Annotated in this window: 23 protein-coding genes; 14 read left to right on the top strand and 9 right to left on the bottom strand. The window is 72.6% G+C overall.

The features are described 5' to 3' along the window. Nucleotides 1-10: 10 nt before the first annotated feature. Complete coding sequence (gene dnaJ / locus J4G33_RS02680; protein WP_208054323.1) at nt 11-1,150, top strand: molecular chaperone DnaJ; 1,140 nt, start codon at nt 11-13, stop codon at nt 1,148-1,150. Continuing rightward, nucleotides 1,147-1,911, top strand: a complete 765-nt coding sequence (locus tag J4G33_RS02675) for a 16S rRNA (uracil(1498)-N(3))-methyltransferase (protein WP_208054322.1) — start codon at nt 1,147-1,149, stop codon at nt 1,909-1,911. Before dnaJ ends, J4G33_RS02675 begins: the two co-directional genes overlap by 4 nt. 6 nt (nt 1,912-1,917) lie before the next feature. Here the strand turns inward: J4G33_RS02675 and J4G33_RS17385 are convergent, their stop codons facing one another. Then, nucleotides 1,918-2,451, bottom strand: a complete 534-nt coding sequence (locus tag J4G33_RS17385; protein ID WP_208054321.1) for a Gmad2 immunoglobulin-like domain-containing protein — start codon at nt 2,449-2,451, stop codon at nt 1,918-1,920. An 88-nt stretch (nt 2,452-2,539) separates the two neighbouring features. Between J4G33_RS17385 and J4G33_RS02665 the strand changes: the two genes are divergently transcribed. The 8 genes from J4G33_RS02665 (at nt 2,540) to J4G33_RS02630 (ending at nt 10,507) form a co-directional block, all read left to right on the top strand. Next, complete coding sequence (locus J4G33_RS02665; RefSeq protein ID WP_208054320.1) at nt 2,540-2,908, top strand: HIT domain-containing protein; 369 nt, start codon at nt 2,540-2,542, stop codon at nt 2,906-2,908. Beyond that, complete coding sequence (locus tag J4G33_RS02660; protein WP_208054319.1) at nt 2,905-3,927, top strand: PhoH family protein; 1,023 nt, start codon at nt 2,905-2,907, stop codon at nt 3,925-3,927. The genes J4G33_RS02665 and J4G33_RS02660 overlap by 4 nt, the downstream gene beginning before the upstream one ends. Beyond that, entirely contained in the window at nt 3,924-4,376 is a 453-nt protein-coding gene (gene ybeY, locus J4G33_RS02655; protein WP_208054318.1) for an rRNA maturation RNase YbeY, read from the top strand. Before J4G33_RS02660 ends, ybeY begins: the two co-directional genes overlap by 4 nt. Before the next feature lie 58 nt (nt 4,377-4,434). After that, nucleotides 4,435-5,370, top strand: coding sequence for a GTPase Era (gene era / locus J4G33_RS02650; protein WP_208054317.1), 936 nt, complete (start codon nt 4,435-4,437; stop codon nt 5,368-5,370). A gap of 58 nt (nt 5,371-5,428) precedes the next feature. Next, nucleotides 5,429-6,922, top strand: coding sequence for an alpha/beta hydrolase family protein (locus J4G33_RS02645; RefSeq protein ID WP_307793692.1), 1,494 nt, complete (start codon nt 5,429-5,431; stop codon nt 6,920-6,922). A 276-nt stretch (nt 6,923-7,198) separates the two neighbouring features. Continuing rightward, complete coding sequence (leuA, locus tag J4G33_RS02640) at nt 7,199-8,905, top strand: 2-isopropylmalate synthase (RefSeq protein ID WP_243758526.1); 1,707 nt, start codon at nt 7,199-7,201, stop codon at nt 8,903-8,905. Nucleotides 8,906-8,948: 43 nt separating this feature from the next. Then, entirely contained in the window at nt 8,949-9,680 is a 732-nt protein-coding gene (gene recO, locus J4G33_RS02635; protein ID WP_208054315.1) for a DNA repair protein RecO, read from the top strand. Beyond that, nucleotides 9,680-10,507, top strand: a complete 828-nt coding sequence (locus J4G33_RS02630) for an isoprenyl transferase (protein WP_208054314.1) — start codon at nt 9,680-9,682, stop codon at nt 10,505-10,507. Before recO ends, J4G33_RS02630 begins: the two co-directional genes overlap by 1 nt. A gap of 17 nt (nt 10,508-10,524) precedes the next feature. Here J4G33_RS02630 and J4G33_RS02625 read toward each other — a convergent pair whose 3' ends face one another. Genes J4G33_RS02625 through J4G33_RS02605 form a run of 5 tightly spaced genes read right to left on the bottom strand, consistent with a single transcriptional unit; the run spans nt 10,525 to nt 14,305 of the window. After that, complete coding sequence (locus J4G33_RS02625) at nt 10,525-11,049, bottom strand: DedA family protein (RefSeq protein ID WP_208054313.1); 525 nt, start codon at nt 11,047-11,049, stop codon at nt 10,525-10,527. Continuing rightward, complete coding sequence (locus tag J4G33_RS02620) at nt 11,050-11,442, bottom strand: Fur family transcriptional regulator (RefSeq protein WP_208054312.1); 393 nt, start codon at nt 11,440-11,442, stop codon at nt 11,050-11,052. 42 nt (nt 11,443-11,484) lie between these two features. After that, on the bottom strand, nt 11,485-12,396 hold the full coding sequence (locus J4G33_RS02615) for a metal ABC transporter permease (protein WP_208054311.1): 912 nt from the start codon (nt 12,394-12,396) through the stop codon (nt 11,485-11,487). Next, nucleotides 12,396-13,178, bottom strand: coding sequence for a metal ABC transporter ATP-binding protein (locus J4G33_RS02610; protein ID WP_208054310.1), 783 nt, complete (start codon nt 13,176-13,178; stop codon nt 12,396-12,398). The genes J4G33_RS02615 and J4G33_RS02610 overlap by 1 nt, the downstream gene beginning before the upstream one ends. Then, a complete protein-coding gene (locus J4G33_RS02605; RefSeq protein WP_243758370.1) occupies nt 13,175-14,305 on the bottom strand; it encodes a metal ABC transporter substrate-binding protein in 1,131 nt (376 codons plus the stop codon). Before J4G33_RS02605 ends, J4G33_RS02610 begins: the two co-directional genes overlap by 4 nt. Before the next feature lie 149 nt (nt 14,306-14,454). Between J4G33_RS02605 and J4G33_RS02600 the strand changes: the two genes are divergently transcribed. After that, a complete protein-coding gene (locus J4G33_RS02600; RefSeq protein ID WP_307793691.1) occupies nt 14,455-15,843 on the top strand; it encodes a glycine--tRNA ligase in 1,389 nt (462 codons plus the stop codon). Nucleotides 15,844-15,878: 35 nt separating this feature from the next. After that, complete coding sequence (locus J4G33_RS02595) at nt 15,879-17,051, top strand: YibE/F family protein (protein ID WP_208054307.1); 1,173 nt, start codon at nt 15,879-15,881, stop codon at nt 17,049-17,051. On the opposite strand, the gene J4G33_RS02590 is transcribed toward J4G33_RS02595, so the two are convergent. Beyond that, nucleotides 16,981-18,219 (bottom strand): YibE/F family protein, encoded by a 1,239-nt coding sequence (locus J4G33_RS02590; protein WP_307793689.1) that lies wholly within the window; start codon nt 18,217-18,219, stop codon nt 16,981-16,983. The two genes, J4G33_RS02595 and J4G33_RS02590, sit on opposite strands and share 71 nt — an antisense overlap. Nucleotides 18,220-18,277: 58 nt before the next feature. Between J4G33_RS02590 and dusB the strand changes: the two genes are divergently transcribed. Together dusB and J4G33_RS02580 are read left to right on the top strand one after the other, a co-directional pair. Next, nucleotides 18,278-19,441 (top strand): tRNA dihydrouridine synthase DusB, encoded by a 1,164-nt coding sequence (gene dusB / locus J4G33_RS02585; RefSeq protein WP_208054305.1) that lies wholly within the window; start codon nt 18,278-18,280, stop codon nt 19,439-19,441. A 37-nt stretch (nt 19,442-19,478) separates the two neighbouring features. After that, entirely contained in the window at nt 19,479-20,918 is a 1,440-nt protein-coding gene (locus tag J4G33_RS02580) for an outer membrane protein assembly factor BamB family protein (RefSeq protein WP_208054304.1), read from the top strand. A gap of 40 nt (nt 20,919-20,958) precedes the next feature. On the opposite strand, the gene J4G33_RS02575 is transcribed toward J4G33_RS02580, so the two are convergent. Both J4G33_RS02575 and J4G33_RS02570 read right to left on the bottom strand, forming a co-directional pair. Next, nucleotides 20,959-22,731: a glycoside hydrolase family 13 protein gene (locus J4G33_RS02575; protein ID WP_208054303.1), complete on the bottom strand. Its 1,773-nt coding sequence runs from the start codon at nt 22,729-22,731 to the stop codon at nt 20,959-20,961. A 67-nt stretch (nt 22,732-22,798) separates the two neighbouring features. Further along, nucleotides 22,799-23,812 carry a LacI family DNA-binding transcriptional regulator gene (locus tag J4G33_RS02570; protein WP_307793688.1) on the bottom strand — a complete coding sequence of 338 codons (1,014 nt, stop codon included), beginning with the start codon at nt 23,810-23,812 and terminating at the stop codon, nt 22,799-22,801. Between the last annotated feature and the right edge of the window lie 79 nt (nt 23,813-23,891).

Below are 23,891 nucleotides of genomic sequence, written 5' to 3'. Positions count from 1 at the left end.
AGAGCGACACGTGAGCAGCAACTACTACGAGGTCCTCGGCGTGAGCCCCGACGCGACCCCCGAGCAGATCAAGAAGGCCTACCGACGGCTCGCCCGCGAGCTTCACCCCGACGTCGCCACCGGCGAGGGGGCCGAGGACCGCTTCAAGGACGTGTCCCGGGCCTACGAGGTGCTGTCGAACCCCGAGAAGCGCCAGATGTACGACCGTGGGGTCGACCCCTCGGCCCCCGGCGGCGGGGGAGACCCGGGCTTCGGCGCCGGGTTCGGCTTCCAGGACATCTTCGAGACCTTCTTCGGCGGGGGTCAGGGCGGCGGCGGCCAGCGTGGACCCGTCCCGCGCGCGCGGCGCGGTCAGGACGCCCTCGTCCGTCTCGAGATCGAGCTGCGTGAGGCCGCCTTCGGTGCCCACCGTGAGGTCCCGGTGGACACGGCGGTGCTCTGCTCGACGTGCCAGGGCAGCTGCTGCCGACCGGGCACCTCGCCGCGCACCTGCGACGTGTGCGGCGGCCGTGGCGTGGTGCAGCGCGTCGCACGCTCCTTCCTCGGGCAGGTGATGACCTCGAGCCCGTGCGCCGCGTGCCACGGCTTCGGCACGGTCATCCCTGAGCCCTGCACCGAGTGCTCGGGGGAGGGGCGGGTGCGCAGCCGTCGCACCCTGAGCGTGGACGTCCCGGCCGGGGTCGACACGGGTACCCGCATCAAGCTCACCGGGCAGGGCGAGGTCGGCCCCGCAGGTGGACCGGCCGGTGACGTGTACCTCGAGATCCGCGAGAAGCGGCACGAGACCTTCGTGCGCCGTGGCGACGACCTGCACTGCACCCTCGAGATCCCGATGACCGCCGCCGCCCTCGGCACGGTCGTCCAGCTCGAGACCCTGGACGGTTCACGGGACATCGACGTGCGCCCGGGGACGCAGCCCGACCAGGTCATCGTCGAGCGCGGCCTCGGCGTGGGTCACCTGCACGTCGGCGGTCGCGGTGACCTGCACGTGCACGTCGACGTCCAGGTGCCGACCGGTCTGGACGCCGAGCAGGAGCGGCTGCTGCGAGAGCTCGCCGCGCTGCGCGACGAGGAGCGGCCGGCCTCACGGCTGTCGCCGGCCCACCCGGGGGTGTTCTCCAAGCTGCGCGACAGGCTCGCGGGCCGGTGAGCGCACCGGTCTTCCTCGACGAGCCGGGGAGCCTGGACGAGTACGCCGCAGGCTCGACGTACCTGCTGTGCGGGACCGAGGGGCGTCACGCCGGGGTCGTGCAGCGGCGTGGGCCGGGCGAGCGGATCGACGTGGTCGACGGCGCCGGGGTCCGGCTGCGTTGTCAGATCCGCGCCGTGGCGGCGGGGGAGCTCGAGCTCGACGTGGTCGAGCGGGTCGTCGAACCGGCCCCCGAGGTCCGCCTCGTCCTGGTCCAGGCCCTCGCGAAGGGGCAGCGGGACGAGATGGCCGTCGAGTCCGCGACCGAGATCGGTGTCGACGCCGTGGTGCCGTGGCAGGCCGACCGCTCGATCGTCGTCTGGCGGGGGGACCGCGTGGCGAAGAACCGCGCGCGCTGGGCCGCGTGCCTGCGGGCCGCGGCCAAGCAGTCCCGCCGGGCGCGGGTCCCCGACCTCGTCCCCGCCCAGGACGGTCCGGGCCTCCTCCGGCTCGTGAGAGAGGTCGTCGCCGAGGGCGGTGCCGCCCTCGTGCTGGACCAGGCGGGCTCGGTGCCCGTCGCAGAGGTTCCGCTGCCCTCGGTCAGGGGTGCGCGGGTGCTCGTGGTCGTGGGTCCCGAGGGCGGGATCAGCGAGCGAGAGGTCTCGTCCCTGGGCGAGGCCGGGGCTCGGATCGTCCGTCTGGGCCCGCACGTGCTGCGCAGCTCGACCGCAGGGCCCGTGGCGGTCGCGGTGCTCGCGCAGCGGTTGGGCCGGTGGACCTGAGCGCGGTCACTCCACGGTGAACGTGACCTCGACCAGGTTGATGAAGGGGCCGGCCTCGCCCTCGCCGTCGGAGGCGTTCGGCTCCCACACCTGCACGGTGTAGGTGCCTGGGTCGAGGGTCAGCGCGATCTCCCAGGGCCCGATCTCGCCGTTGGCCCCGGCCATGGTGTAGCCGATCTCGCCGACGACCTCCTCGGTGCCGGTCCGGAGCACGTGGTAGTTGAGGTTCGCCTCGAAGGCGGTCCCCTCGCCGCTCACGGTCACGTCGGGACCGGTCAGGACCGCGCCCGGGGCCGGTTCGAGGATCGAGTTGTCGCCGTTGGTGAGGGTGTTCGCGCCCTCCTCGGCGCTCGGCTCCGGCGCGGACCCGCTCGGCTCGGGGGTCGGGTCGGGGCTCTGGGCCGGCTCCTCGGTGGCCGTCGGGGGGACGGGCTCGGAGGGGGCGACCTCCTCCGAGCCCGTCTGGCAGGCGGCCAGCAGCAGCACCACGGCCCCGCCGGTCACCAGGGCACGCAGCGCGCGGGGCCGGGCAGGAGCCACGTCAGCCTCCGTTCTCCCGGCCGCGGCCGGAGGTGGTAGGTCGCCATCGTCGCAGGCCCACGTCGGGCCAGGGCACTACCCTGGCGGCATGTCGTCGAACGAGAGCGCCCCGCTCACCGCCCCGGACTGCCTGTTCTGCCGGATCGTGGCGGGGGCCGTCCCGGCGACGGTCGTGGCCCAGAGCTCGGCGGCTGTCGCGTTCCGGGACATCGACCCGCAGGCTCCCCTGCACGTCCTGGTGGTGCCACGAGACCACCACGCCGACGTCGCCCAGCTCGCCGCGGCCGACCCCGCGCTGCTGGCCCAGGTGGTCTCCCTGGCCGAGCAGGTCGCCTCGGACGAGTCCAGCGGTCAGTTCAGGCTCGTGTTCAACACCGGTCCGAGCGCCGGGCAGTCGGTCTTCCACGTCCACGCGCACGTGCTCGGTGGCGTCGAGCTCGGACGGATCAACGCGTGAGCGAGGGATCAGCAGCGCGACGCCCGGCCGCCCGCACCCGCGTCGAGCACCGCATCGTGGTGCCCTCCCACCTGCCTGCGGTCGCCCTCCTCGGCCCGGGCGACGAGGTGCTGCGGGCCGTCGAGCGGGGCTTCCCGTCCGTGAGGGTCCACGCCCGGGGGGACGAGATCACCCTCGACGGCCCTCCCGCCGAGGTCGCCCTCGTGGCCCGGCTCCTGGACGAGCTCCTCGAGGTGGCCACGAGCGGTACCCAGCTCTCGGCCGACGTCGTGGAGCGTTCGGTCGCGATGCTCACCGCGGCGACGGCGAGCAGCCCGGCCGAGGTGCTCACCCAGAACATCTTGTCGAGCCGCGGGCGGACCATCCGCCCCAAGACCGTCGGGCAGAAGGCGTACGTCGACGCGATCGACCGGCACACGGTGACCTTCGGCATCGGTCCGGCCGGCACCGGCAAGACGTACCTCGCGATGGCCAAGGCGGTGCAGGCGCTCCAGGCCAAGCAGGTGAACCGGATCGTGCTGACCCGGCCGGCCGTCGAGGCCGGTGAGCGGCTCGGCTTCCTGCCGGGGAGCCTGAGCGACAAGATCGACCCGTACCTGAGACCCCTCTACGACGCCCTGCACGACATGGTCGACCCGGACTCGATCCCTCGTCTCATGGAGGCGGGGACGGTCGAGGTGGCCCCGCTGGCGTACATGCGCGGCCGCACGCTCAACGACGCCTTCATCATCCTCGACGAGGCTCAGAACACCTCGACCGAGCAGATGAAGATGTTCCTGACCCGCCTCGGCTTCGGCTCGACCATGGTGGTCACCGGGGACGTCACGCAGGTCGACCTGCCGGGCGGGACCATCTCGGGGCTCCGGGTCGTCGAGGACATCCTCGGCACGGTCGAGGACGTCGAGTTCTGCCGCCTGACCTCGGCTGACGTGGTCCGCCACCGCCTGGTCGGCGACATCATCGACGCCTACGCGACGTGGGACGAGCAGCGTGCGTCAGGACCAGGGAGGGCGCGATGAGCATCGAGGTCAACAACGAGTCAGGGTTCGCGGTCGACGAGGCCGAGTTCGCCGCCCTGGGTCGGCACGTCCTGGACGCGATGCACGTGCACCCGCAGACCGAGCTCTCGATCCTGCTGGTCGGCACCGAGGTCATGACCGAGCTCCACGTGCAGTGGATGGACGAGCCCGGCCCCACGGACGTGCTCTCGTTCCCGATGGACGAGCTGCGCCCCGGGACGGACGGCGACCCGACCCCCGCCGGCCTGCTCGGCGACGTCGTGCTGTGCCCGGAGGTCGCGGCCGCCCAGGCCCGCGCCGCGGGTCACTCGACCGCCGAGGAGCTCCTGCTCCTGACCACCCACGGCATCCTGCACCTGCTCGGCTACGACCACGCGGAGCCCGAGGAGGAGAAGGAGATGTTCGCGCTGCAGCGCCAGCTCCTGCTGACCTTCCTCGCCGGGCGATGACCGCGGGCCGCCCCGCCCCCACGCGTACACCACCACCAGACCCCCGAGGAGCCCTCTGATGACGGGCACGCCCCCACCGTTCCGCTCCGGCTTCGTCTGCGTCGTCGGCCGCCCCAACGCGGGCAAGTCCACGCTGACGAACGCGATCGTCGGGCAGAAGGTCGCGATCACCTCGGGCCGGCCGCAGACGACGCGGCACGTCGTGCGAGGCATCGTGCACCGCCCCGACGCGCAGGTGGTCCTCGTCGACACCCCCGGGCTGCACCGTCCGCGGACCCTGCTCGGCGAGCGGCTCAACGACCTGGTGCGCGACACCCTGAGCGAGGTCGACGCCGTGGTGTTCTGCCTCCCCTCCGACCAGCGCGTCGGGCCGGGGGACCGCTACATCGCCCAGCAGCTGACCGCCCTGGCCGAGAGCCGTGCGGCGACCCCCGTGGTGGCGGTCGCGACCAAGTCCGACCTGGTCCCCAAGGGGCGCCTGGCCGAGCACCTCATGGCGATCGCCGAGCTCGGCGAGTGGGCAGACATCGTGCCGGTCAGCGCGGTCGGCGGCTACCAGGTCGACACGCTGGTCGACGTCCTCGTCGGGCACCTGCCGCCGGGGCCGGCGCTGTACCCCGACGGCGAGCTCACGGACGAGCCCGAGGCCGTGATGGTGGCCGAGCTGGTCCGCGAGGCCGCCCTCGAGGGGGTGCGCGACGAGCTGCCCCACTCCCTGGCCGTCGTCGTCGACGAGATCACCCCGCGCGAGGGCCGGGACGGCTCCGACGGCTCGCCGCCCTTCCTCGACGTCCGCGTGCACCTCTTCGTCGAGCGGGACAGCCAGAAGGCGATCATCATCGGCAAGGCCGGGTCGAGGCTCCGTGAGGTCGGCAGCCAGGCGCGGCGGGGGATCGAGGCCCTCCTCGGCGCCAAGGTCTACCTCGACCTGCACGTCAAGATCGCCAAGGACTGGCAGCGCGACCCCAAGCAGCTGCGGCGCCTGGGGTTCTGAGGGCCCCGGGTCCGGTCGAGGGGGCGGTCCTGCTCGGGTGACTGACTAGACTCCCGGGGTGCGCTACCGGATCGCTCTGTCCAGCGCGGTCGCCGTCGTGGTGCTCGGGCTCCTCGGCGCCGTGTCAGGGCCGGGCTGGGACCCGGTCCCGATGACCGAGACCGTCGACGTCGAGGGCGCCGACACCACCATCGGCGGCTCCGAGGGCACGCAGCCCGTCGGCACCTACGAGGTCGCGACCTCGATCGTCTCGGTCGAGCTCTCCGGGGTCGAGGTCGAGGCGAGGGTCAGCGAGCCGCTCGGCGCCCCGGGCCTGCGGCCGGGGGTGGTCTTCGTGCACGGCGCCGGCACCGGGCGCTACGAGCGGGCCTTCCTCGCCCAGGCGGAGGCACTGGCCTCCTCGGGGGTCGTCGCGATGGTGCCCAACAAGCGCCTGGACACGTACACCACGCGGGACCGCGACTACACCGCGATGGCCAACGACTACCTGCGCAGCGTCACGATCCTGCGCGACCTGCCCGGGGTGGACCCGGCCCGGGTCGGCGTCTACGGGGAGAGTGAAGGCGGGTGGATCGTGCCCGTCATGGCCGCCGACAACCCCGCGGTCTCCTTCGTGGTCCTCGTCGCCGCCCCCGTGGTGCCCCCGCGCCAGCAGGCTGCCTTCGCGGTCGACTCCTACCTGCGTGAGACGGGCGTGCCCGTCGAGCTGCTGCGGTCCATCCCGCGCTTCGTCGGGATGGACTTCCCCGGGGGTGGCTTCGAGTACGGGCGGTTCGACGTCACGCCCTTCCAGCAGCGGATGCGCCAGCCCGTGCTGATGGTCTACGGCACGGGGGACGCGGCCATGCCGACCGTCCAGGGGGCTCTCGAGCTGATCGAGGACCTCGAGGTCGCCGACAACGACGCCTGGACGGTGCGCTACTACGAGGGTGCCGACCACGGCATCCGGGTCGACGGCGAGCTGCTCCCGGACTTCGCACGGGATCTCAGCGCCTGGGTCCAGGCCCTGCCGGCCTCGGCGGACGCCGCACCCAAGGTCGCGGGGGCGGAGCCCTACCAGCGGTTCCTGGCCGAGCCGGTCGAGAGGCCGCGGTGGTACGCCGAGGGGGACCTCATCGTCGCCGCCCTCGTGCTGTCGCTCCTGGCCCTCCTGACCGGTCCCCTGGCGTGGCTGGTCCGGCGGCTGCGCGGTCGACGCGGTCGGACCCTCGCCGACGGCGTGCTCGGCCCGCTGGTGGCCATGGGGGCGGGGTCGGTGATCACCTTCCTCGCGCTGGTCGCGTACCTGCTGGTCGTCGCCAACATGGCCCAGAACTACCGGTCGAGCACCTTCGTGGTGCAGGGCGGCTGGCTCGGGCTGCGGATGCTGGGGATCGCGACCGTGGTGGCCGGCGTGGTGCTGATCTACCGGATCCTCGACGGCCGACGGCGGGGCTCGGAGTCCGCCGCGCAGACGCTCGCGGGGGAGTGGACCCTGGCCGGCACCGTCGTCGGCTCGGTCCTGCTGCTGCTCTCGCTGGCCTACTGGGGGGTCTTCCCGAGCCTGTGGTGAGACGCCTGTGCTGAGACGGCGGGGGCCAGATCCCGGGGCGAGGCGCTAGAGTGTCTGCCGTGCGCGTGACCGTGCAGCCTGGGCTGCTCCTTCGTCGCCGCGACGAGGTCTGACGGACCGGTCCCTCGTCGCGGTGGTCGGTGTGCCGGTCAGCCCCCCGACTCCCGCCACGAAGGACGTCCCATGAGCTCCGTAGCACCCCAGAACCAGCAGAACCCCGCCCGGCCGTCGTCGGCCCGGCCGTACGCCGAGCGCAACGCGCAGCGCCCGTCACCCATGCCGGTGCACAAGTACCGACCCTTCCACGAGCAGATCCGCGTGGACCTCCCCGACCGCACCTGGCCCTCACGTCGCATGGAGCAGGCCCCCCGCTGGTGCGCGGTGGACCTGCGGGACGGCAACCAGGCCCTGATCGAGCCGATGAGCCCCGACCGCAAGCTCCAGATGTTCGAGCTGCTCGTCTCGATGGGCTACAAGGAGATCGAGGTCGGCTTCCCGTCGGCCTCGCAGACCGACTTCGACTTCGTCCGGATGCTGATCGAGACCGACCGCATCCCCGACGACGTCGTCATCCAGGTCCTGACGCAGTCCCGCGAGCACCTCATCGAGCGGACCTACGAGGCGATCGCCGGGGCGAAGCAGGCGATCGTCCACCTGTACAACTCGACCTCGGTCCTGCAGCGCGAGGTCGTGTTCCGCTCCGACGAGGACGGCATCGTCGACATCGCCCTCGAGGGCGCCCGGCTGTGCCGCAAGTTCGAGGAGACCATCCCCGAGACCGAGGTCTACTACGAGTACTCGCCCGAGTCGTACACCGGGACCGAGCTCGAGTTCGCCGTGCGGATCTGCAACGCGGTGCTGGACGTCCTCGAGCCGACCCCCGAGCGCAAGGTCATCATCAACCTGCCCGCCACGGTCGAGATGGCCACGCCCAACGTCTACGCGGACTCGATCGAGTGGATGAGCCGGCACCTGAACCACCGTGAGAGCGTCGTGCTGTCCCTGCACCCCCACAACGACCGCGGCACGGGGGTCGCTGCCGCCGAGCTGGGCTACCTGGCGGGGGCCGACCGCATCGAGGGATGTCTCTTCGGCAACGGCGAGCGGACCGGCAACGTGTGCCTGGTGACCCTGGGCATGAACCTGGCGAGCCAGGGCATCGACCCGCAGATCGACTTCTCGGACATCGACCGCGTTCGTCGCACGGTCGAGCACTGCAACCAGCTCCCGGTCGGCGAACGTCACCCGTACGGAGGAGACCTGGTCTTCACGGCCTTCTCGGGCTCGCACCAGGACGCCATCAAGAAGGGTCTCGACGCGATGGCGGCCCGGGCCTCCGCCACCGGGGTCCCGGTCGACGAGCTGACCTGGGCCGTGCCGTACCTGCCGATCGACCCGAAGGACGTCGGTCGCAGCTACGAGGCCGTGATCCGCGTGAACTCGCAGTCCGGCAAGGGCGGGATGGCCTACCTGCTGCGCACCGAGCGCAACCTGGACCTGCCGCGCCGCCTCCAGATCGAGTTCTCCCACGCGGTCCAGCGGCACACCGACGAGCACGGGCAGGAGGTCACGGCCGAGCACCTCTGGCGCCTGTTCTCCGACGAGTACCTGCCGGTCGAGCCCGACAGCGGCCTCGCGCCCTGGGGCCGCTTCGACCTGCGCGGCAGCCGCACCATCAGCAGTGAGGACGGGCCCGACCGGCTGTCGATCGACGTGGTCGACCACGGCACGCCCCGCACCCTCGAAGGTGAGGGCAACGGCCCGATCGACGCCTTCGTGCACGCGCTGGCGAGCGTGGGTCAGCAGGTGGAGGTCCTCGACTACGCCGAGCATGCGCTCTCGACCGGGGGAGACGCGGTGGCCGCCGCCTACGTCGAGTGCGCGGTGGGGGACGAGGTCCTGTGGGGGGCTGGTATCGACCCCTCCATCACCACGGCCTCGTTCAAGGCGATCATCTCGGCCGTGAACCGGGCGCTGCGCTGAGCGCCTCCCACCACGGTGGCCCTCGGGGAGGGATGATGCTCGGGTGAGCCTGTACCGAGACGAGGCCGTCGTGCTCCGCGCCCAGAAGCTGGGCGAGGCCGACCGCATCGTCACCCTCCTGACCCGTCACCACGGGAAGGTGCGTGCGGTCGGCAAGGGCGTGCGGCGGACGTCGTCGCGCTTCGGCTCGCGGCTCGAACCCTTCATGCTGATCGACGTCCAGCTCTACACCGGTCGCAGTCTCGACGTCGTGACGCAGGTCGAGACCCTGGGTTCCTTCGCTCAGGTGATCGGCCGGGACTACGGGCTGTACACGGCCGGGGCGGCCATGCTCGAGACCGCCGACCGGTTGGTCGAGGCCGAGCACGAGCCGTCGGTGCAGCAGTTCGTCCTGCTCGCCTCGGCCCTGCGGTCCCTGGCGGGGCGTGAGCACGCCGCCGGGCTCGTGCTGGACGCCTACCTGCTGCGCGCCCTCGCGGTGGCGGGCTGGGCGCCGTCCTTCATCGACTGCGCTCGGTGCGGGGCCGAGGGCCCGCACCGCTCCTTCGCGGTGGGATCGGGCGGGGCGGTCTGCTCGGCCTGCCGACCGCCGGGAGCGGCCTCGCCCGCCCCCGAGACCCTCGTGCTCCTGGCTGCTCTGCTGAGCGGGACCTGGGAGGTCGCCGACGCGAGCGACGAGAGGCACCGTCGGGAGGGCAACGGCCTGGTCGCGGCCTTCCTGCAGTTCCATCTCGAGCGCGGCCTGCGCTCCCTGCGCATGGTGGAGAGGGTCTGATGGCCGAGCGGCGACGAGGCAGGGCCGCGGGGCGTGGCGCTGCCGAGCCCCACGTGGTCGTCCCACCCCCACCGCACCCGTCGGGGGAGACGCCGCCCGACGTGCCGCGCGAGCTGGTCCCTCAGCACGTGGCGATCGTGATGGACGGCAACGGCCGGTGGGCCAACGCCCGGGGGCTGCCCCGGACCGAGGGCCATGCCGCAGGTGAGGCCGCGCTGCTGGACGTGGTCGCCGGGGCGATCGAGATCGGGGTCCGGCACGTCTCGGCCTACGCCTTCTCGACCGAGAACTGGTCCAGGTCCCCCGAGGAGGTCCGCTTCCTCATGGGGTTCAACCGTGACGTGCTACGACGTCAGCGGGACACCATGCACGCGTGGGGCGTCCGGGTGCGCTGGGCAGGTCGTCGGCCTCGCCTGTGGCGGTCGGTCATCAACGAGCTCGAGACCGCCGAGGACCTCACGCGCGACAACGACGTGTGCACCCTGACCATGTGCGTCAACTACGGGGGCCGCGCCGAGATCGCCGACGCCGCACGGGAGATCGCCCGTGAGGTCGCCGCCGGCCGTCTCTCGGCCGAGCGGGTCGACGAGCGAGCCATCGCGCGGCACCTCGACGAGCCCGACCTGCCGGACGTCGACCTCTTCATGCGCACCTCGGGCGAGCAGCGCATCTCGAACTTCATGATCTGGCAGGCCGCGTACGCCGAGCTGGTCTTCCTCGAGGAGTACTGGCCGGACGTCGACCGGCGCCACCTGTGGCGCGCGGTCGAGACCTACGCTCGCCGGGACCGCCGGTACGGCGGGGCGGTCGACCGCGCGAGCCGCTGAGCCTCAGCTGCTCGCCGTCACGGGGCCGCTGGTGGCACCGGGCTGGGCGCGCTCAGCTCCTCGACCTCGTCGCGCAGCTCCCGGGATCGACGGTGCCGCAGCACGAGCGCAGCGCCCACCAGAAGGACGAGGAGCACCCCGACGGCCAGGGCCCAGGGTGAGCGGGCGAGGAGGGCGGCGCCCGCCTCGAAGGCAGCGAGGCCGCCCACGGTGTAGATGAGGGCCCAGGCCAGGCATCCGGGCACCATCGCGACCGTGTAGCGCACCCAGCGGATCCGCAGGAAGCCCGCGGCCGCGTTGACGGTGGTCTGGAAGCCCACCGTCAGGAAGGAGAGCGGGATGACCGGCAGACCCCACCGGTCGATGGCGTCCACGGCCCGCGTCATGCGCGGTCCGGACATCGCGGCGGACCACCGTGACCGGAGGGCTCCGGCGGCGATGGCACGGCCCAGCCAGTAGGTGCCCTGCGCCCGGCAGAAGACCACGACCAGGAGGAACCCGTAGACCAGGGCGAACGGACCCTCCCGGATCCACGCCGGCACTCAGGGCCCCTCGGCGGCGCAGCGCGCGCAGGTCCCCGTGAGCTCGATGGTGTGCTCGATCTCGGTGAAGCCGTGAGCGGCGCCCACCTGGGCGGCCCAGGTCTCGACCGTCGGTCCGTCGATCTCGACGGTCGCCCCGCAGCGGCGGCACACGAGGTGGTGGTGGTGCTCGCGGCGCTCGCACCGCCGGTAGAGCGCCTCGCCGTCACCGGTGCGCAGCACGTCGACCTCGCCGCCGTCGGCGAGGGACTGCAGCGTCCGGTACACGGTGGCGAGCCCGATGCCGTTGCCCTGCCCGCGGAGGAGCTCGTGGAGCTGCTGCGCACTGCGGAAGTCCTCGACATCGGCGAGCAGCTCCGTCACGGCCGACCGTTGACGGGTCATGCGCTGCATCATCGTCCTCCTGTGCTGATCACCGGTCCGACGCGATGAGCCTCACCGCGGGGCGAGGTGGACGTCGTCCGCGACCTGCGGGTGCGGGTCGTGGGGGCTGCGGCGGCGCATCACCCCGATCAGGCTCCCGCCGACCGCGACCACGGCGTACACCGCGATCGCGAGGACCACGATCATGGCCCCCGGAGAGACATCCTGCCAGTAGGTGATCGACAGCCCGCTCACGCAGACCACGACGCCCAGCCCCATGGCTGTAGCCATCGTACGGCGGAACGAGGAGGTCACGAGCTGCGCGACCGCGACGGGCACGATCATGAGTGCGCTCACCAGGAGCAGCCCCACCACCCTCATGGCCACGGTGACCGTCAGGGCCGCGATCACGGCGATGGTGATGTTGAGCGCTCGGACCGGCAGGCCCGCGGCGCGGGCGAACTCCTCGTCGTGGCAGATGGCGAACAGCGCGGTCCGCAGCCCGACCCCAACGAGCAGCACCAGGGCCGAGAGCACGACGGTCAGCCACACGTCCCCAGTGGTCACGGTCGAGATGGACCCGAAGAGGTAGGCCATGAGGTTGGCGCTGGTCCCGCCGGCCTGGGAGATGATCAGCACACCGCCGGCGATGCCGCCGTAGAAGAGCAGGGCCAGGGCGACGTCGCCGCTCGTACGGCCGCGCTCCCGCACCAGCTCGATCGCGACGGCGCCGATGATGGCTGCGACGACTGCTCCCGGGACGGCCAGGGCGTCGCTCTCGGTGAGTCCCATCACGTTGCCCACGAGCCATCCGATGGCCACCCCCGTGAGGGCGACGTGCCCGATGCCGTCCCCCAGGAGGGAGAGTCGGCGCTGGACCAGGTAGGTCCCGATCACCGGTGCCGCCAGCCCGACCAGGAGAGCCGCGATCAGGGCGCGCTGCATGAGGGGGTCGGCCAGCATCCCGGCCACCTCGTCGACCATCACGGCCTCCACCGGACCGACGGGGCGAGCCCGTGGGTCTCGTCGGTCTGGTCGCGGTCCCCGGCGTGGGGGTGGATGTGGTCGTGGTCGGCCCCGGCGTGCTCGCCGCGAGCCGGAGGCGGCGCACCGTCGTGCACGACGGAACCGTGCCGGAGCACCACGGCTCGCTGCACGAGGGGCGTGAGGGCCCCGAGCTCGTGCAGCACCACCAGGATCGTCGTGCCACGGTCGGAGAGATCGCGCAGCGCCCCGGCGAAAGCGTCCTGGCTCGGCAGGTCGACCCCGGCGACGGGCTCGTCGAGGACGAGCAGCTCGGGCCGGCGCACCAGGGCGCGGGCGATGAGCACCCGCTGCTGCTGCCCGCCGGACAGGTCGCGCACGGCGTCGTCGGCCCGGTCAGCCAGCCCGACGCCCTCGAGAGCGGCCTGGGCGCGGGAGCGGGCGTCGCGCGGGGGCAGCAGACGCCGGCCGTGGATGGTCCCGGACATCACGACCTCGGCCGCCGTGGAGGGCACGCCGGTCGCGGCCGTGGTCCGCTGGGGGACGTAGCCGATCCTCTGCCAGGCCACCGACCGTCCGAGCGGCTTGCCGAGCAGCTCGACGGTGCCTCGCTCGCGCGGGACGACCCCGACCAGGGCGCGGATCAGGGTCGACTTGCCCGACCCGTTGGCTCCGAGGAGGCCGACGACCTCACCGTGGTCCACGGTGAGGTCGACCCCGTGCAGGATCGTCGCGCCGCCGAGGCTCACCTCCAGGTCGCGGGCGAGGACGGCAGCGGTCATGCGCAGCCGAGGCCTGTGCGCAGTGCCTCGAGGTTGTTCTCCATGGCCCCACGGTAATCCGTGGCGTCGTCGACCTGGCTCTCGACCGGGTCCAGGACGTCGGTCTCGATCCCGAGGTCCGCGGCGAGGGTCTCGGCCACCTTCGGGTTGACCAGGCTCTCGGTGAAGATCGTCGTCACGCCGTGCTCCTCGACGACGGCGCGGATCGCACGCAGGCGGGCAGGGGAGGGCTCGGACTCAGGGTCCAGCCCCGAGATCCCGACCTGCTCGAGGCCGTAGCGCTCGGCCAGGAAGCCGTAGGCCTCGTGGGCCGCGACGATGACGTCACGGTCGCACTGGGCGAGCCCGTCGGCCATGACGGTGTCGAGGTCGGTCAGGTCGCGCTCGAGGGCGTCAGCCCGCTCCGCGAACTCCTCGGCGAGCTCGGGTCGCGCCTCGCCCAAGAGGTCCGCGAGGTCCTGGCCGACGGCCGCGAGCAGGGTCGGGTCGAGCCAGAAGTGCGGGTCCTCGCCGTGCTCGTGGTCGTGGTCGTGCCCGTCGTCCTCGGCGTGGTCGTCCTCGTGGGCGTGGTCGTCCTCGCCCTCGTGAGCGTGGCCGTCGTGGGCGTGGTCGTCCTCGCCGTCGTGGGCATGGTCGTCGTCGGCGTGCTCGTCCTCGTGGGCGTGGTCGTCCTCCTCATGGACCTCCGCCTCGGCGTGCTCCTCCGCGGGCTCCATGTGGGCGGCCACGGCCTCGGTGGTGGCCGCGTCGAGGACCAGCGCGGGCTCGCGGGCGGCGATCGCCTCGTCCACCGAGGGCTGGAAGCCCGACAGGTACGCCACGACGTCCGCGTCCCCGATCTCGCGGACCTGACGCGGGGACAGCTCGAGGTCGTGCGGGTCGATCCCGGGCGGCGTCGCGCTGAGCACCTCGACCGCGTCCCCGCCGATCTGCTCGGCCACGTACTGGAGCGGGTAGAACGAGGCGAGGACCGTGAGGGTCGCGTCCGTCTCCTCCTGCGCGGCGGGGGCCTCGGTGCTGCCCCCGCACGCGGTGAGGGCGAGGGCCCCGGCCACGGCGGCCCCGACGACGGCGGCGCGGCGGCCGTGGACGGATCGGGGCAGGGAGGAGCGACGCTGGGGGGGCATGAGGATCATTCTCAGGAGTCGTGATAACCGTTGTCAAACGCTGGTAGCCCGGACGCAGGTAGCCTGACCTGATGCCTGCGCGCCCCGGCGCGCCAGGAGTCCCGTCCGCACGAGCCACGTGCGGACCCGCCGACACCAGGAGTGATCCCGTGGCCGCCAGCTCGTCCCGCCTCGACGCCGTGACCAACCTCGCCAAGCGCCGGGGGTTCGTGTTCCCGTCGGGGGAGATCTACGGCGGAACCCGCTCGGCATGGGACTACGGCCCCCTGGGCGTCGAGCTCAAGGAGAACATCAAGCGGCAGTGGTGGCGCTCGATGGTGACCAGCCGTGATGACATCGTCGGTCTGGACTCCTCGGTGATCCTGCCGCGCCAGGTCTGGGTCGCCTCGGGCCACGTCGGCGTGTTCACCGACCCGCTCACCGAGTGCCTCAGCTGCCACAAGCGGTTCCGCGAGGACCAGATGCTCGAGGAGTTCGAGGAGAAGAAGGGGCGCGCCCCTGAAAACGGCCTGGGGGACATCGCGTGCCCCAACTGCGGCACCCGCGGGCAGTGGACCGAGCCCCGGGACTTCAACATGATGCTCAAGACGCACCTCGGACCCGTCGAGGACGAGTCGGGCCTGCACTACCTGCGCCCCGAGACGGCCCAGGGCATCTTCGTGAACTTCGCCAACGTGATGACCACCGCGCGCCGCAAGCCACCCTTCGGCATCGGGCAGATCGGCAAGTCCTTCCGGAACGAGATCACCCCGGGCAACTTCATCTTCCGCACGCGCGAGTTCGAGCAGATGGAGATGGAGTTCTTCGTCGAGCCCGGGACCGACGCGGAGTGGCACCAGTACTGGATCGACGCGCGGACGGACTGGTACGTCGACCTCGGCCTGTCCCGCGACAACCTGCGGCTCTACGAGCACCCGGCCGAGAAGCTCTCGCACTACTCGACCCGCACGGTCGACATCGAGTACCGCTTCGGCTTCACCGGCAGCGAGTGGGGCGAGCTCGAGGGCATCGCGAACCGCACCGACTTCGACCTCAAGACGCACAGCGAGCACTCTGGCCAGGACCTGTCCTACTTCGACCAGGCCAAGAACGAGCGCTGGGTCCCCTACGTCATCGAGCCGGCAGCCGGCCTGACCCGTTCGCTGATGGCCTTCCTGTGCGAGGCCTACGCCGAGGACGAGGCGCCCAACGCCAAGGGCGGGGTGGACAAGCGCACCGTGCTGCGGCTGGACCCCCGCCTGGCGCCGGTCAAGGCAGCGGTGCTGCCCCTCTCGCGCCACGAGGACCTGTCGCCCGTGGCCCGCAACCTCGCGGCCGAGCTGCGCAAGGCCTGGAACGTCGACTTCGACGACGCGGGAGCCATCGGGCGTCGCTACCGGCGCCAGGACGAGATCGGCACGCCGTTCTGCGTGACGGTCGACTTCGTCAGCCTCGAGGACCAGGCCGTCACGATCCGTTCGCGGGACACCATGTCCCAGGAGCGGGTCGCCCTCGACCAGGTCGCGGCCTACCTGGGTGCTCGGCTGCTGGGCGCCTGACCCCCGCACGTTCCGGTCCGGGTGAGGGGACGCCGATGAGCCACGGCCACACGCACGGACCCGCTCCCCGGGCGACCCCTCGGGTGCGGCTCGTGCTCACCCTCGCGGTGGTCCCTGCCCTGCTCGTCACAGTCCTGGGCCTGGTCCTCCTCTGGCCCGGTGCCCAGGACCGAGTCGACAAGGTGCCCACGGTCGACGAGGAGGGCTCGTACCTGCAGACCGAGGTGCTGCGGGTGCTGCCGGAGGCCGGGCTGCTCGAGGTCGAGGTCGACGGCCTCGAGCTCGCCTACGTCCCGCCCGAGGCGATCGCCGGGGGGATCGCGGCCGGGGACGAGGTCCGGCTGCTGGCCCTCGAGGCCACCCAGGGCGACGGGGTGCCCTACGTGTACGTCGACCACGTGCGGGACCTGCCCCTGGGCCTCCTGGCCGTGGTCTACGCCGGGATGGTGGTCCTCGTCGCACGGTGGCGGGGCCTGGCGGCCCTCGTGGGCCTGGGCCTGTCCCTGGCCCTGATCGCGGGCTTCACCCTGCCGGCGCTCCTGGCCGGCTACCCCGCTCTGCCGGTGGGGCTGGTCACGGCCTCGGCTGCCCTGTTCGTCACTCTCTACCTGGCCCACGGGCTGAGCGCCCGGACCACGACGGCCCTCCTGGGCACCCTGCTCGGCCTCGCCCTCACCGCGGTGCTGGCCGGGTGGGCCACGGGGGCCGCCCACCTCACGGGCATGACGGGGGAGGACTCCCTCGTGCTGCCCTCCTACGCCCCCGACATGGACCTGCGCGGCGTGGTCCTCTGCGGGATCATCCTCGCGGGGCTGGGCGTCCTGAACGACGTGACCATCACCCAGGCCTCGGCCGTGTGGGAGCTGCGCACCCTGGCGCCGGACCTGAGCCGGGTCGACCTGTTCCGCCGCGGCATGCGCATCGGCCGGGACCACATCGCCTCGACCGTCTACACGATCGCCTTCGCCTACGTCGGTGCTGCCCTTCCCGTGATGCTCCTCGTCAGCCTGTACGACCAGTCCCTCGCGTCCACCCTGACCGCAGGGGAGATCGCCGAGGAGGTGGTACGGACCCTGGTCGGGTCGATCGGGCTGGTGGCCGCGATCCCGCTCACCACGGCCATCGCCGCGGTGGTGGTCACTGCGGGGCCGGCGCCACGTGCCGATGACCACCCTGCTCGCCAGGAGCCAGCGCTGCCTGGGTCGTGACGACGAGGGCCGCGATGGCCGTCGTCAGCGGGATCGCCAGGACCAGGCCGATCGACCCGACGAGGGTGCGGGCGATCTCCTCGGCGAACTCTCCGCTGCCGAGGGTCTGCGCCAGGGGCATCTGGTACACCTGCAGCAGCAGAAGGATCGGCAGGGCGGCCCCCGCGTAGGCGAAGGCGATGGTGTAGACGGTCGAGGCGATGTGGTCCCGACCGATCCGCATGCCGCCGGCGAAGAGCTCGCGCCGGGAGGACGTCGGGTCTGCCGCTCGCAGCTCCCACACGGCCGAGGCCTGGGTGATCGTCACGTCGTTGAGCACCCCGAGCCCCGCGAGCACGACGCCGCACAGGAAGAGGCCGCGCAGGGCGGTCCCGTCGAGCTGCCCGGTCAGCATCGCGAGCCGGTAGCTCTCCTCGGTCGAGATGCCGGTGAGGTGTGCGGCCCGCGCTGCGACCGCGCCGAGCAGCGCGGTCACCGCGAGCCCCGCCATGGTGCCGAGCAGCGCCGTCGTCGTCCTGCGGGAGAAGCCGTGCGCGAGGTAGAGCACGACGAACATGATGGCTGAGGAGCCCACCAGGCCGACGACGAGCGGGTCACCGCCCTCGAGCAGCGCGGGGAGCATGAAGGTCGCGATGAGGCCGAAGGCGATCGCCAGGCCGACCAGGGCGCGGAACCCGCGCATCCCGGCGACGAGGACCACGACGATCGCGAAGGCCCCGGCCAGGGTCGTCAGGGGCAGGGTGCGCGCGTAGTCGTGCCAGGCCCAGACCTCGGGCTCGGTCGCGGTCTCGAGGTACCGGGCCAGGACGACCGTCGTCCCTGCCGGGACCTCGTCGGCGCGCACGGTCGCCGGGGACCACACCTCGACGACCTCCCCCTCGGCCTCGGAGGAGGTGACCACCGCCGTGACGAGCGTGCAGGTCACCTCGCGCGGGATCGAGCCGTCGGGCAGGCGGTCCTCGTTCTCACCCGCGCAGGCGGTGTCCTCGGCCTGCTGGACGCGAGCGGTCGGGTACTCGGTGTCGACGGCGACGACGCCGGTCTGCGGCGCGGACCCTGAGGGCCACAGCAGCCCGAGGCCGACCACGGTCGCGACGGCGAGCGGCACCAGGATCGCGGCGAGGACGACGGACGTGCGGCGGGAGCGGTCGGCGGGGGGCAGGTGCACGTCGAGGATCATCCCCGCCGCGACCGTGCGGGTCCAGCGAGGGTGGGATGATCCTCGGATGACACCGACGACCTCCTCCGTGCTGCCTGCGCTGCGCATCGGGCCGTTGACCGTCCAGACCCCCGTGGTCCTCGCGCCCATGGCCGGGGTGACCAACCGGGCCTTCCGCCGGCTGTGCCGCGAGCACGGAGCGGGCCTCTACGTCGCCGAGATGGTCACCTCCCGGGCCCTGGTCGAGCGGACGCCCGAGTCGATGCGCATCATCCGCCACGACGAGGACGAGCGGCCGCGGTCGGTCCAGGTCTACGGCGTGGACCCCGCCACCGTGGGTGCCGCGGTGCGGGTGCTGGCCGAGGAAGACCGCGCCGACCACGTCGACCTCAACTTCGGGTGCCCGGTCCCCAAGGTGACCCGCAAGGGCGGTGGCGCCGTGCTGCCCTGGAAGCGGGACCTCTTCGCCGCGATCGTCGGAGCGGCTGTGGACGCGGCCGCGCCCCACGGGGTGCCGGTCACCGTCAAGATGCGCAAGGGGATCGACGAGGACCACCTGACGTACCTCGAGGCGGGGCTCAGGGCCCAGGACGCAGGGGTCGCCGCCGTGGCCCTGCACGCCCGGACGGCCGCCGACTACTACTCGGGCACCGCCGACTGGGAGGCCATCGCACGTCTCAAGGAGACCGTCACCGACATCCCCGTGCTCGGCAACGGCGACATCTGGTCCGCCGAGGACGCCCTCGCGATGGTCGAGCAGACGGGGTGCGACGGCGTCGTCGTCGGGCGTGGCTGCCAGGGGCGGCCGTGGCTCTTCGCCGACCTGGCCGCGGCCTTCCACGGTTCGGACGTCCGGGTGCGCCCCGGGATGCGCGAGGTCGCCTCGGCGGTGCGTCGGCACGCCGAGCTCATGGTCGAGGAGTTCGACGACGAGTCCAAGGCCCTGCGTGAGCTGCGCAAGCACATGGCCTGGTACTTCAAGGGCTACGTGGTCGGGGGGGAGCTCCGGGCCCGGTTCGGCCTCGTGGAGAGCCTCGGCCACCTCGACGACCTGCTCGCCGAGCTCGACCTCGACCAGCCCTACCCCGGGGCTGGCGCCGAGGGGCAGCGCGGGCGGGCGGGGTCGCCCAAGCGGCCGTCCCTGCCCGAGGGCTGGCTCGACTCCCGCGAGCTGAGCGAGGCCTTCGAGCGCAAGCTCCGTGAGGCCGAGCTGAGCGTCTCGGGGGGCTGAGGCGCCGTGGTGCGGGCCCGCCGCTAGCCTCGTGAGCATGACCCCACGGCGCCGCAGAGGACGCGACGACGAGGTCGAGGTGGTGCTCGACGTCGACGCCGAGGAGGCCGCCCTCGAGCCCGGCCGACCGGCGTCGCCGGGAGCCCGACGGCGGCGATGGATCACCGCGGGCGCGGTCGCAGCGCTCGCGCTCGCGGTCGGCACGGTCAACGTGGTGGACGCCCGTCGGGCCGAGGCGCGGCTCGACGCCCTGCGTGAGATGCCGGGGGTCCACGCGGGGCTCGACGAGCCGTTGCGCGAGGTCTGGCAGGCACAGGGGTGGGTCATCACCGAGACCGCCGACTCCCTGGTGCTCCTCGACGAGGCGACGGGTCGCCTGAGTGCCCTCGACCCGCACAGCGGTGGTGAGCGCTGGCACGACGAGGGCCCCGGTGAGCCGTGGCGGACCGACTGCGCCCCGACCCGGGACACCGCCGACCCCGTTCTGGTCTGCGTGCGCTTCGTGCTGCCGGGGGATCGCGGGGCCGACGGGGACCTCCGCGTGGACGGCGAGGCGAAGGCGGTACGTCTGGTCGCGCTCGACCTCGAGACCGGCGAGACCCTCCAGGAGACCGTGCTCGACGGCGAGCGCATCGTGCTCCAGCCGGTCGACGAGGACGTCGTGGTCGCCACCGGGACCGAGGACGGGTACCTCGAGGTCCGGCGGTGGCAGCCGCTCACCGGCGAGGTGACGTGGTCCTACCGGAGCGAGAGCCCCGTCCTGGGCCCTGCGGCGTCGAGCGTCAGGTCTGTCACCAGCGACCTCGAGCACCTCGAGATCCGCGGGAGCCGTACCGTGACGATCTCGCTGGAGACCGGTGAGGAGGTCGAGGCCCGTGAGCTGGACCTGGGTGCCGGTGCCGGCATGGCCTACGAGGTGCCCCTTCCCGAGGGGCGGACCTTCCTGTGGCGCGAGTCCAGCGCGCAGGACGGGTCGGGGGCCGAAGGGGTCGTGACGGCTGCCGACGGCACGGAGCTCTACACGGTCCCGGGGACGGTTGACGCCCCTGCCGTCGACGACGGCAGCGCCCCCGCGGTCCTCGCGGTGCACGCCGTGCAGGACGGCAGCCTCCTCGGCGTGGACGCCGCCACGGGTGAGCACCTCTGGGAGGCCCCGGGCTCCCGCTGGGTGCTGGCGCGGATCGACGGGAAGGTCGTGGCCGCAGGTCTCGACGCGCACGGTCAGGACATCACCTCCGCGATCGATCTGCGCACCGGGGAGGTCCTCTGGGAGGTCGGCGCCAGGGTCTCCACGGTCACCGACGGACGACGGGTCCTGGTCGTGCCCTCGGGTGGTGGCCCGCGGGTGACCGCGCTCTCGGTGGCGGACGGCTCCGAGGCGTGGAGCATCCCGCTCCCCTCGGGCCAGGGGTGGATCAGCACGGTGGGGGAGGCCGTCGTCGTGCGGACCGACGACGGGCTCGTCGGTCTCGGCTGACGGGCCGCTGCCGCGCCGACCTCCCGGGTCTCGGGCCGGGTCAGCCGCGCAACCGCGCCCACACGGTCGTGTCGGCGGGCACCAGCACGGCGTCGTCCTCGGCCAGGGGCAGGTCCTGCGAGGCGTGCAGCAGCTCGAGGTCGGCCGGGAGCCGCAGAGCCCCGGGGCCGAAGTTCGTCACCACGAGCACCTCACGGTTGACGAAGGCCAGCACCGTGCTCTCGGCGTCCGCGGGCAGGCCGTCGACCCACGCGAGGGAGCCGGTGCCCAGCGAGAACTCCCGGCGCAGCCTGAGGGCCGAGCGGTACACCTCGTAGGTCGAGCCCGGGGTGCCGCGCTGGACGTCGAGGGCGTAGCGGGCGAAGGAGTCGGGCTGGCTCAGCCAGGTCGAGCCCGTCGGCGAGAAGCCGTAACCGGGCTCCTCGGCGGCCCAGGGCAGCGGGACACGGCAGCCGTCACGTCCCCGCTCGGTGTGCTCCGAGCGCCACCAGGTCGGGTCCTGGCGCTCCTCGTCGGCGAGGGTGGTGTGCTCGGGCAGGCCGAGCTCCTCACCCTGGTAGAGGTAGGCCGAGCCGGGCAGTCCCAGCATCATCAGGGACGCGGCCCGCGCGCGGCGCAGGCCGAGCTCCTCGTCGGGCTGCGGATCTCCCGCGCCGATGCCGTTGGGCTTGGACCCCGGGATCTCCAGGCCGAGCCGGGAGGCGTGCCGCACGACGTCGTGGTTCGAGAGCACCCAGGTGGTCGGCGCACCGACCTCGTCGTTGGCCTCGAGGGAGGCGTTGACCACCGAGCGCAGCGCACGGGCGTCCCAGAGCGTGGTGAGGAAGGAGAAGTTGAAGGCCTGGTGCATCTCGTCGGGGCGCACGTAGCGCGCGAGCCGCGCGAGGGGCTCGACCCAAGCCTCGGCGACCAGGCAACGGTCGCCCTCGTACTCGGCGAGGACCTGGTTCCACGCGCGGTAGATCTCGTGGACACCCTCCTGGTCCCACATCGGACCCTGGTTCCCCGCTCCGGTCGAGCCGTCCTCCGAGCCGGCGGTGCCCTCGTGGGCGCCGTCGATCATCGAGGAGGTGCCGGTCCAGTCGGGCAGCCCCTCGGCCTTGACCATCCCGTGCGCGACGTCCACCCGGAAACCGTCCACGCCGCGGTCCAGCCAGAAGCGCAGCACCTGCTCGAACTCGGTGCGCACCTCGGGGTTGTCCCAGTCGAGGTCGGGCTGGGTCTCGTCGAACAGGTGCAGGTACCACTGCCCGGGGGTGCCGTCGGGCTCGGTGACCCGGCTCCATGCCGGCCCGCCGAAGACCGAGGTCCAGTTGTTGGGGGGCTCGGCGCCCTCGGGGCCGGTACCGTCACGGAAGACGTACCGGGCGCGCTCGGGGCTGCCCGGGTCGGCCGCCAGGGCCTGGCCGAACCACACGTGCTCGGTCGAGGTGTGGTTGGGGACGAGGTCCACGATCACCCGGATGTCCAGGGCATGAGCCTTGGTGAGCATCTCGTCGAAGTCGTCGAGGGTGCCGAAGAGCGGGTCGACGTCGCGGTAGTCGGCCACGTCGTAGCCCGCGTCGTGCTGGGGGGACCGGTAGAACGGCGAGAGCCAGACCGCGTCGACACCGAGCCGCGCCAGGTGCTTGAGCCGTCCCGTGATGCCGGGCAGGTCGCCGATGCCGTCGCCGCTCGCATCGGCGAAGGAGCGCGGGTAGATCTGGTAGATGACGGCGCTGCGCCACCACTCGGACGTCCGGGCCGATGGGGTGTGGACGAGGGTGGTCGTCGTCGAGGTGTCGGCGGGGCTCACGGGCAGGGCGGAGGGCACGACGCTCCAGTCGGTCGGGGGCGGGTGGTGGTCGGGCAGGTGGGGACGGGCCTGGGCTGCTCGTCGATCAGCGTACGACCGGGGCAGGCCCGGTCGAGCCGCGGACGATGAGCTCGGGGTGGAAGAGGAGCTCGGTGCGGGGGACCTTCGCGCCGTTGATCTCCGAGACGAGGGCGCTGACGGCGGCGCGACCCATCGGGGCCACCGGCTGCCGCACGGTGGTCAGCGGCGGGTCGGTGAAGGCGATGAGGGGGGAGTCGTCGAAGCCGACCACGGAGAGGTCCTCGGGGACCCGCAGGCCGCGGGACCGTGCCGCCCGGATCGCACCGAGGGCCATGAGGTCCGAGCCGCAGATGATCGCGGTGTGCCCCGAGTCGACGAGCTCGCCCCCGGCGGCCTGCCCGCCCTCGACCGTGAACAGGGTGGTCACGACGTGAGAGGCGGGGTCGGCCTGGCCCAGCCGCTCGAGGGCTGCGGTGAAGGCGCTGAGCTTGCGGCGCGCCGGGATGTAGCGGTCCGGGCCGATCGCGAGACCGATGCTGGAGTGCCCCAGGGAGCTGAGGTGCCGGACGGCGAGGTCGACGGCGACCGCGTCGTCGGTCGAGACCGAGGGGGCGTCGACCCCCTCGGCGAAGCCGTTCACCAGCACGATCGGCAGGCCGCGGCTGTGCAGGCGGTGGTAGCGGTCGTGGCTCGCGGCGGTGTCGGCATGGCGGCCCGAGACGAAGACGATGCCGTCGACCCCGTGCTCGATGAGCATCTCCACGTACTCGTCCTCGGTGGTGCCCCCGGGGGACTGGGTGCACAGGAGCGGGGTGTAGCCACGCTCGGAGAGGGTCGACTCGACAGCCTGGGCCAGGGCCGGGAACACCGGGTTGTCGAGCTCGGGGACGATCAGGCCGACCAGGCCCTCGGAGCGGGTGCGCAGCTTCTCGGGCCGGTCGTAGCCCAGGACGTCGAGGGCCGCGAGCACCGCGGTGCGCGTCTGGGTGGCGACCCCGGCCTTGCCGTTAAGCACGCGCGAGACGGTCGCGGTGCTGACCCCGGCCTGCTCGGCCAGGTCCTTCAGACGAGTGCGCACGTGCGGCAGCGTAGAGGACACGACACCTCCCTGGGGATGGGATCCGACATCCGCGACGGTCTCACGAAAGCGTTGCCTG

It is taken from the genome of Actinotalea soli, assembly GCF_017565425.1.
GTDB classification, from domain to species: domain Bacteria; phylum Actinomycetota; class Actinomycetes; order Actinomycetales; family Cellulomonadaceae; genus Actinotalea; species Actinotalea soli.
This window is presented reverse-complemented; position numbering and strand designations above follow the sequence as displayed.

Coding starts and splice junctions, on each gene's coding strand:
- J4G33_RS02665 (WP_208054320.1), top strand. CDS start 2,540: ATGTCGTCGAACGAGAGCGCCCCGCTCACCGCCCCGGACTGCCTGTTC.
- ybeY (WP_208054318.1), top strand. CDS start 3,924: ATGAGCATCGAGGTCAACAACGAGTCAGGGTTCGCGGTCGACGAGGCC.
- era (WP_208054317.1), top strand. CDS start 4,435: ATGACGGGCACGCCCCCACCGTTCCGCTCCGGCTTCGTCTGCGTCGTC.
- leuA (WP_243758526.1), top strand. CDS start 7,199: ATGCCGGTGCACAAGTACCGACCCTTCCACGAGCAGATCCGCGTGGAC.
- J4G33_RS02630 (WP_208054314.1), top strand. CDS start 9,680: ATGGCCGAGCGGCGACGAGGCAGGGCCGCGGGGCGTGGCGCTGCCGAG.
- J4G33_RS02620 (WP_208054312.1), bottom strand. CDS start 11,442: ATGCAGCGCATGACCCGTCAACGGTCGGCCGTGACGGAGCTGCTCGCC.
- J4G33_RS02615 (WP_208054311.1), bottom strand. CDS start 12,396: ATGGTCGACGAGGTGGCCGGGATGCTGGCCGACCCCCTCATGCAGCGC.
- J4G33_RS02610 (WP_208054310.1), bottom strand. CDS start 13,178: ATGACCGCTGCCGTCCTCGCCCGCGACCTGGAGGTGAGCCTCGGCGGC.
- J4G33_RS02605 (WP_243758370.1), bottom strand. CDS start 14,305: ATGCCCCCCCAGCGTCGCTCCTCCCTGCCCCGATCCGTCCACGGCCGC.
- J4G33_RS02595 (WP_208054307.1), top strand. CDS start 15,879: ATGAGCCACGGCCACACGCACGGACCCGCTCCCCGGGCGACCCCTCGG.
- dusB (WP_208054305.1), top strand. CDS start 18,278: ATGACACCGACGACCTCCTCCGTGCTGCCTGCGCTGCGCATCGGGCCG.
- J4G33_RS02580 (WP_208054304.1), top strand. CDS start 19,479: ATGACCCCACGGCGCCGCAGAGGACGCGACGACGAGGTCGAGGTGGTG.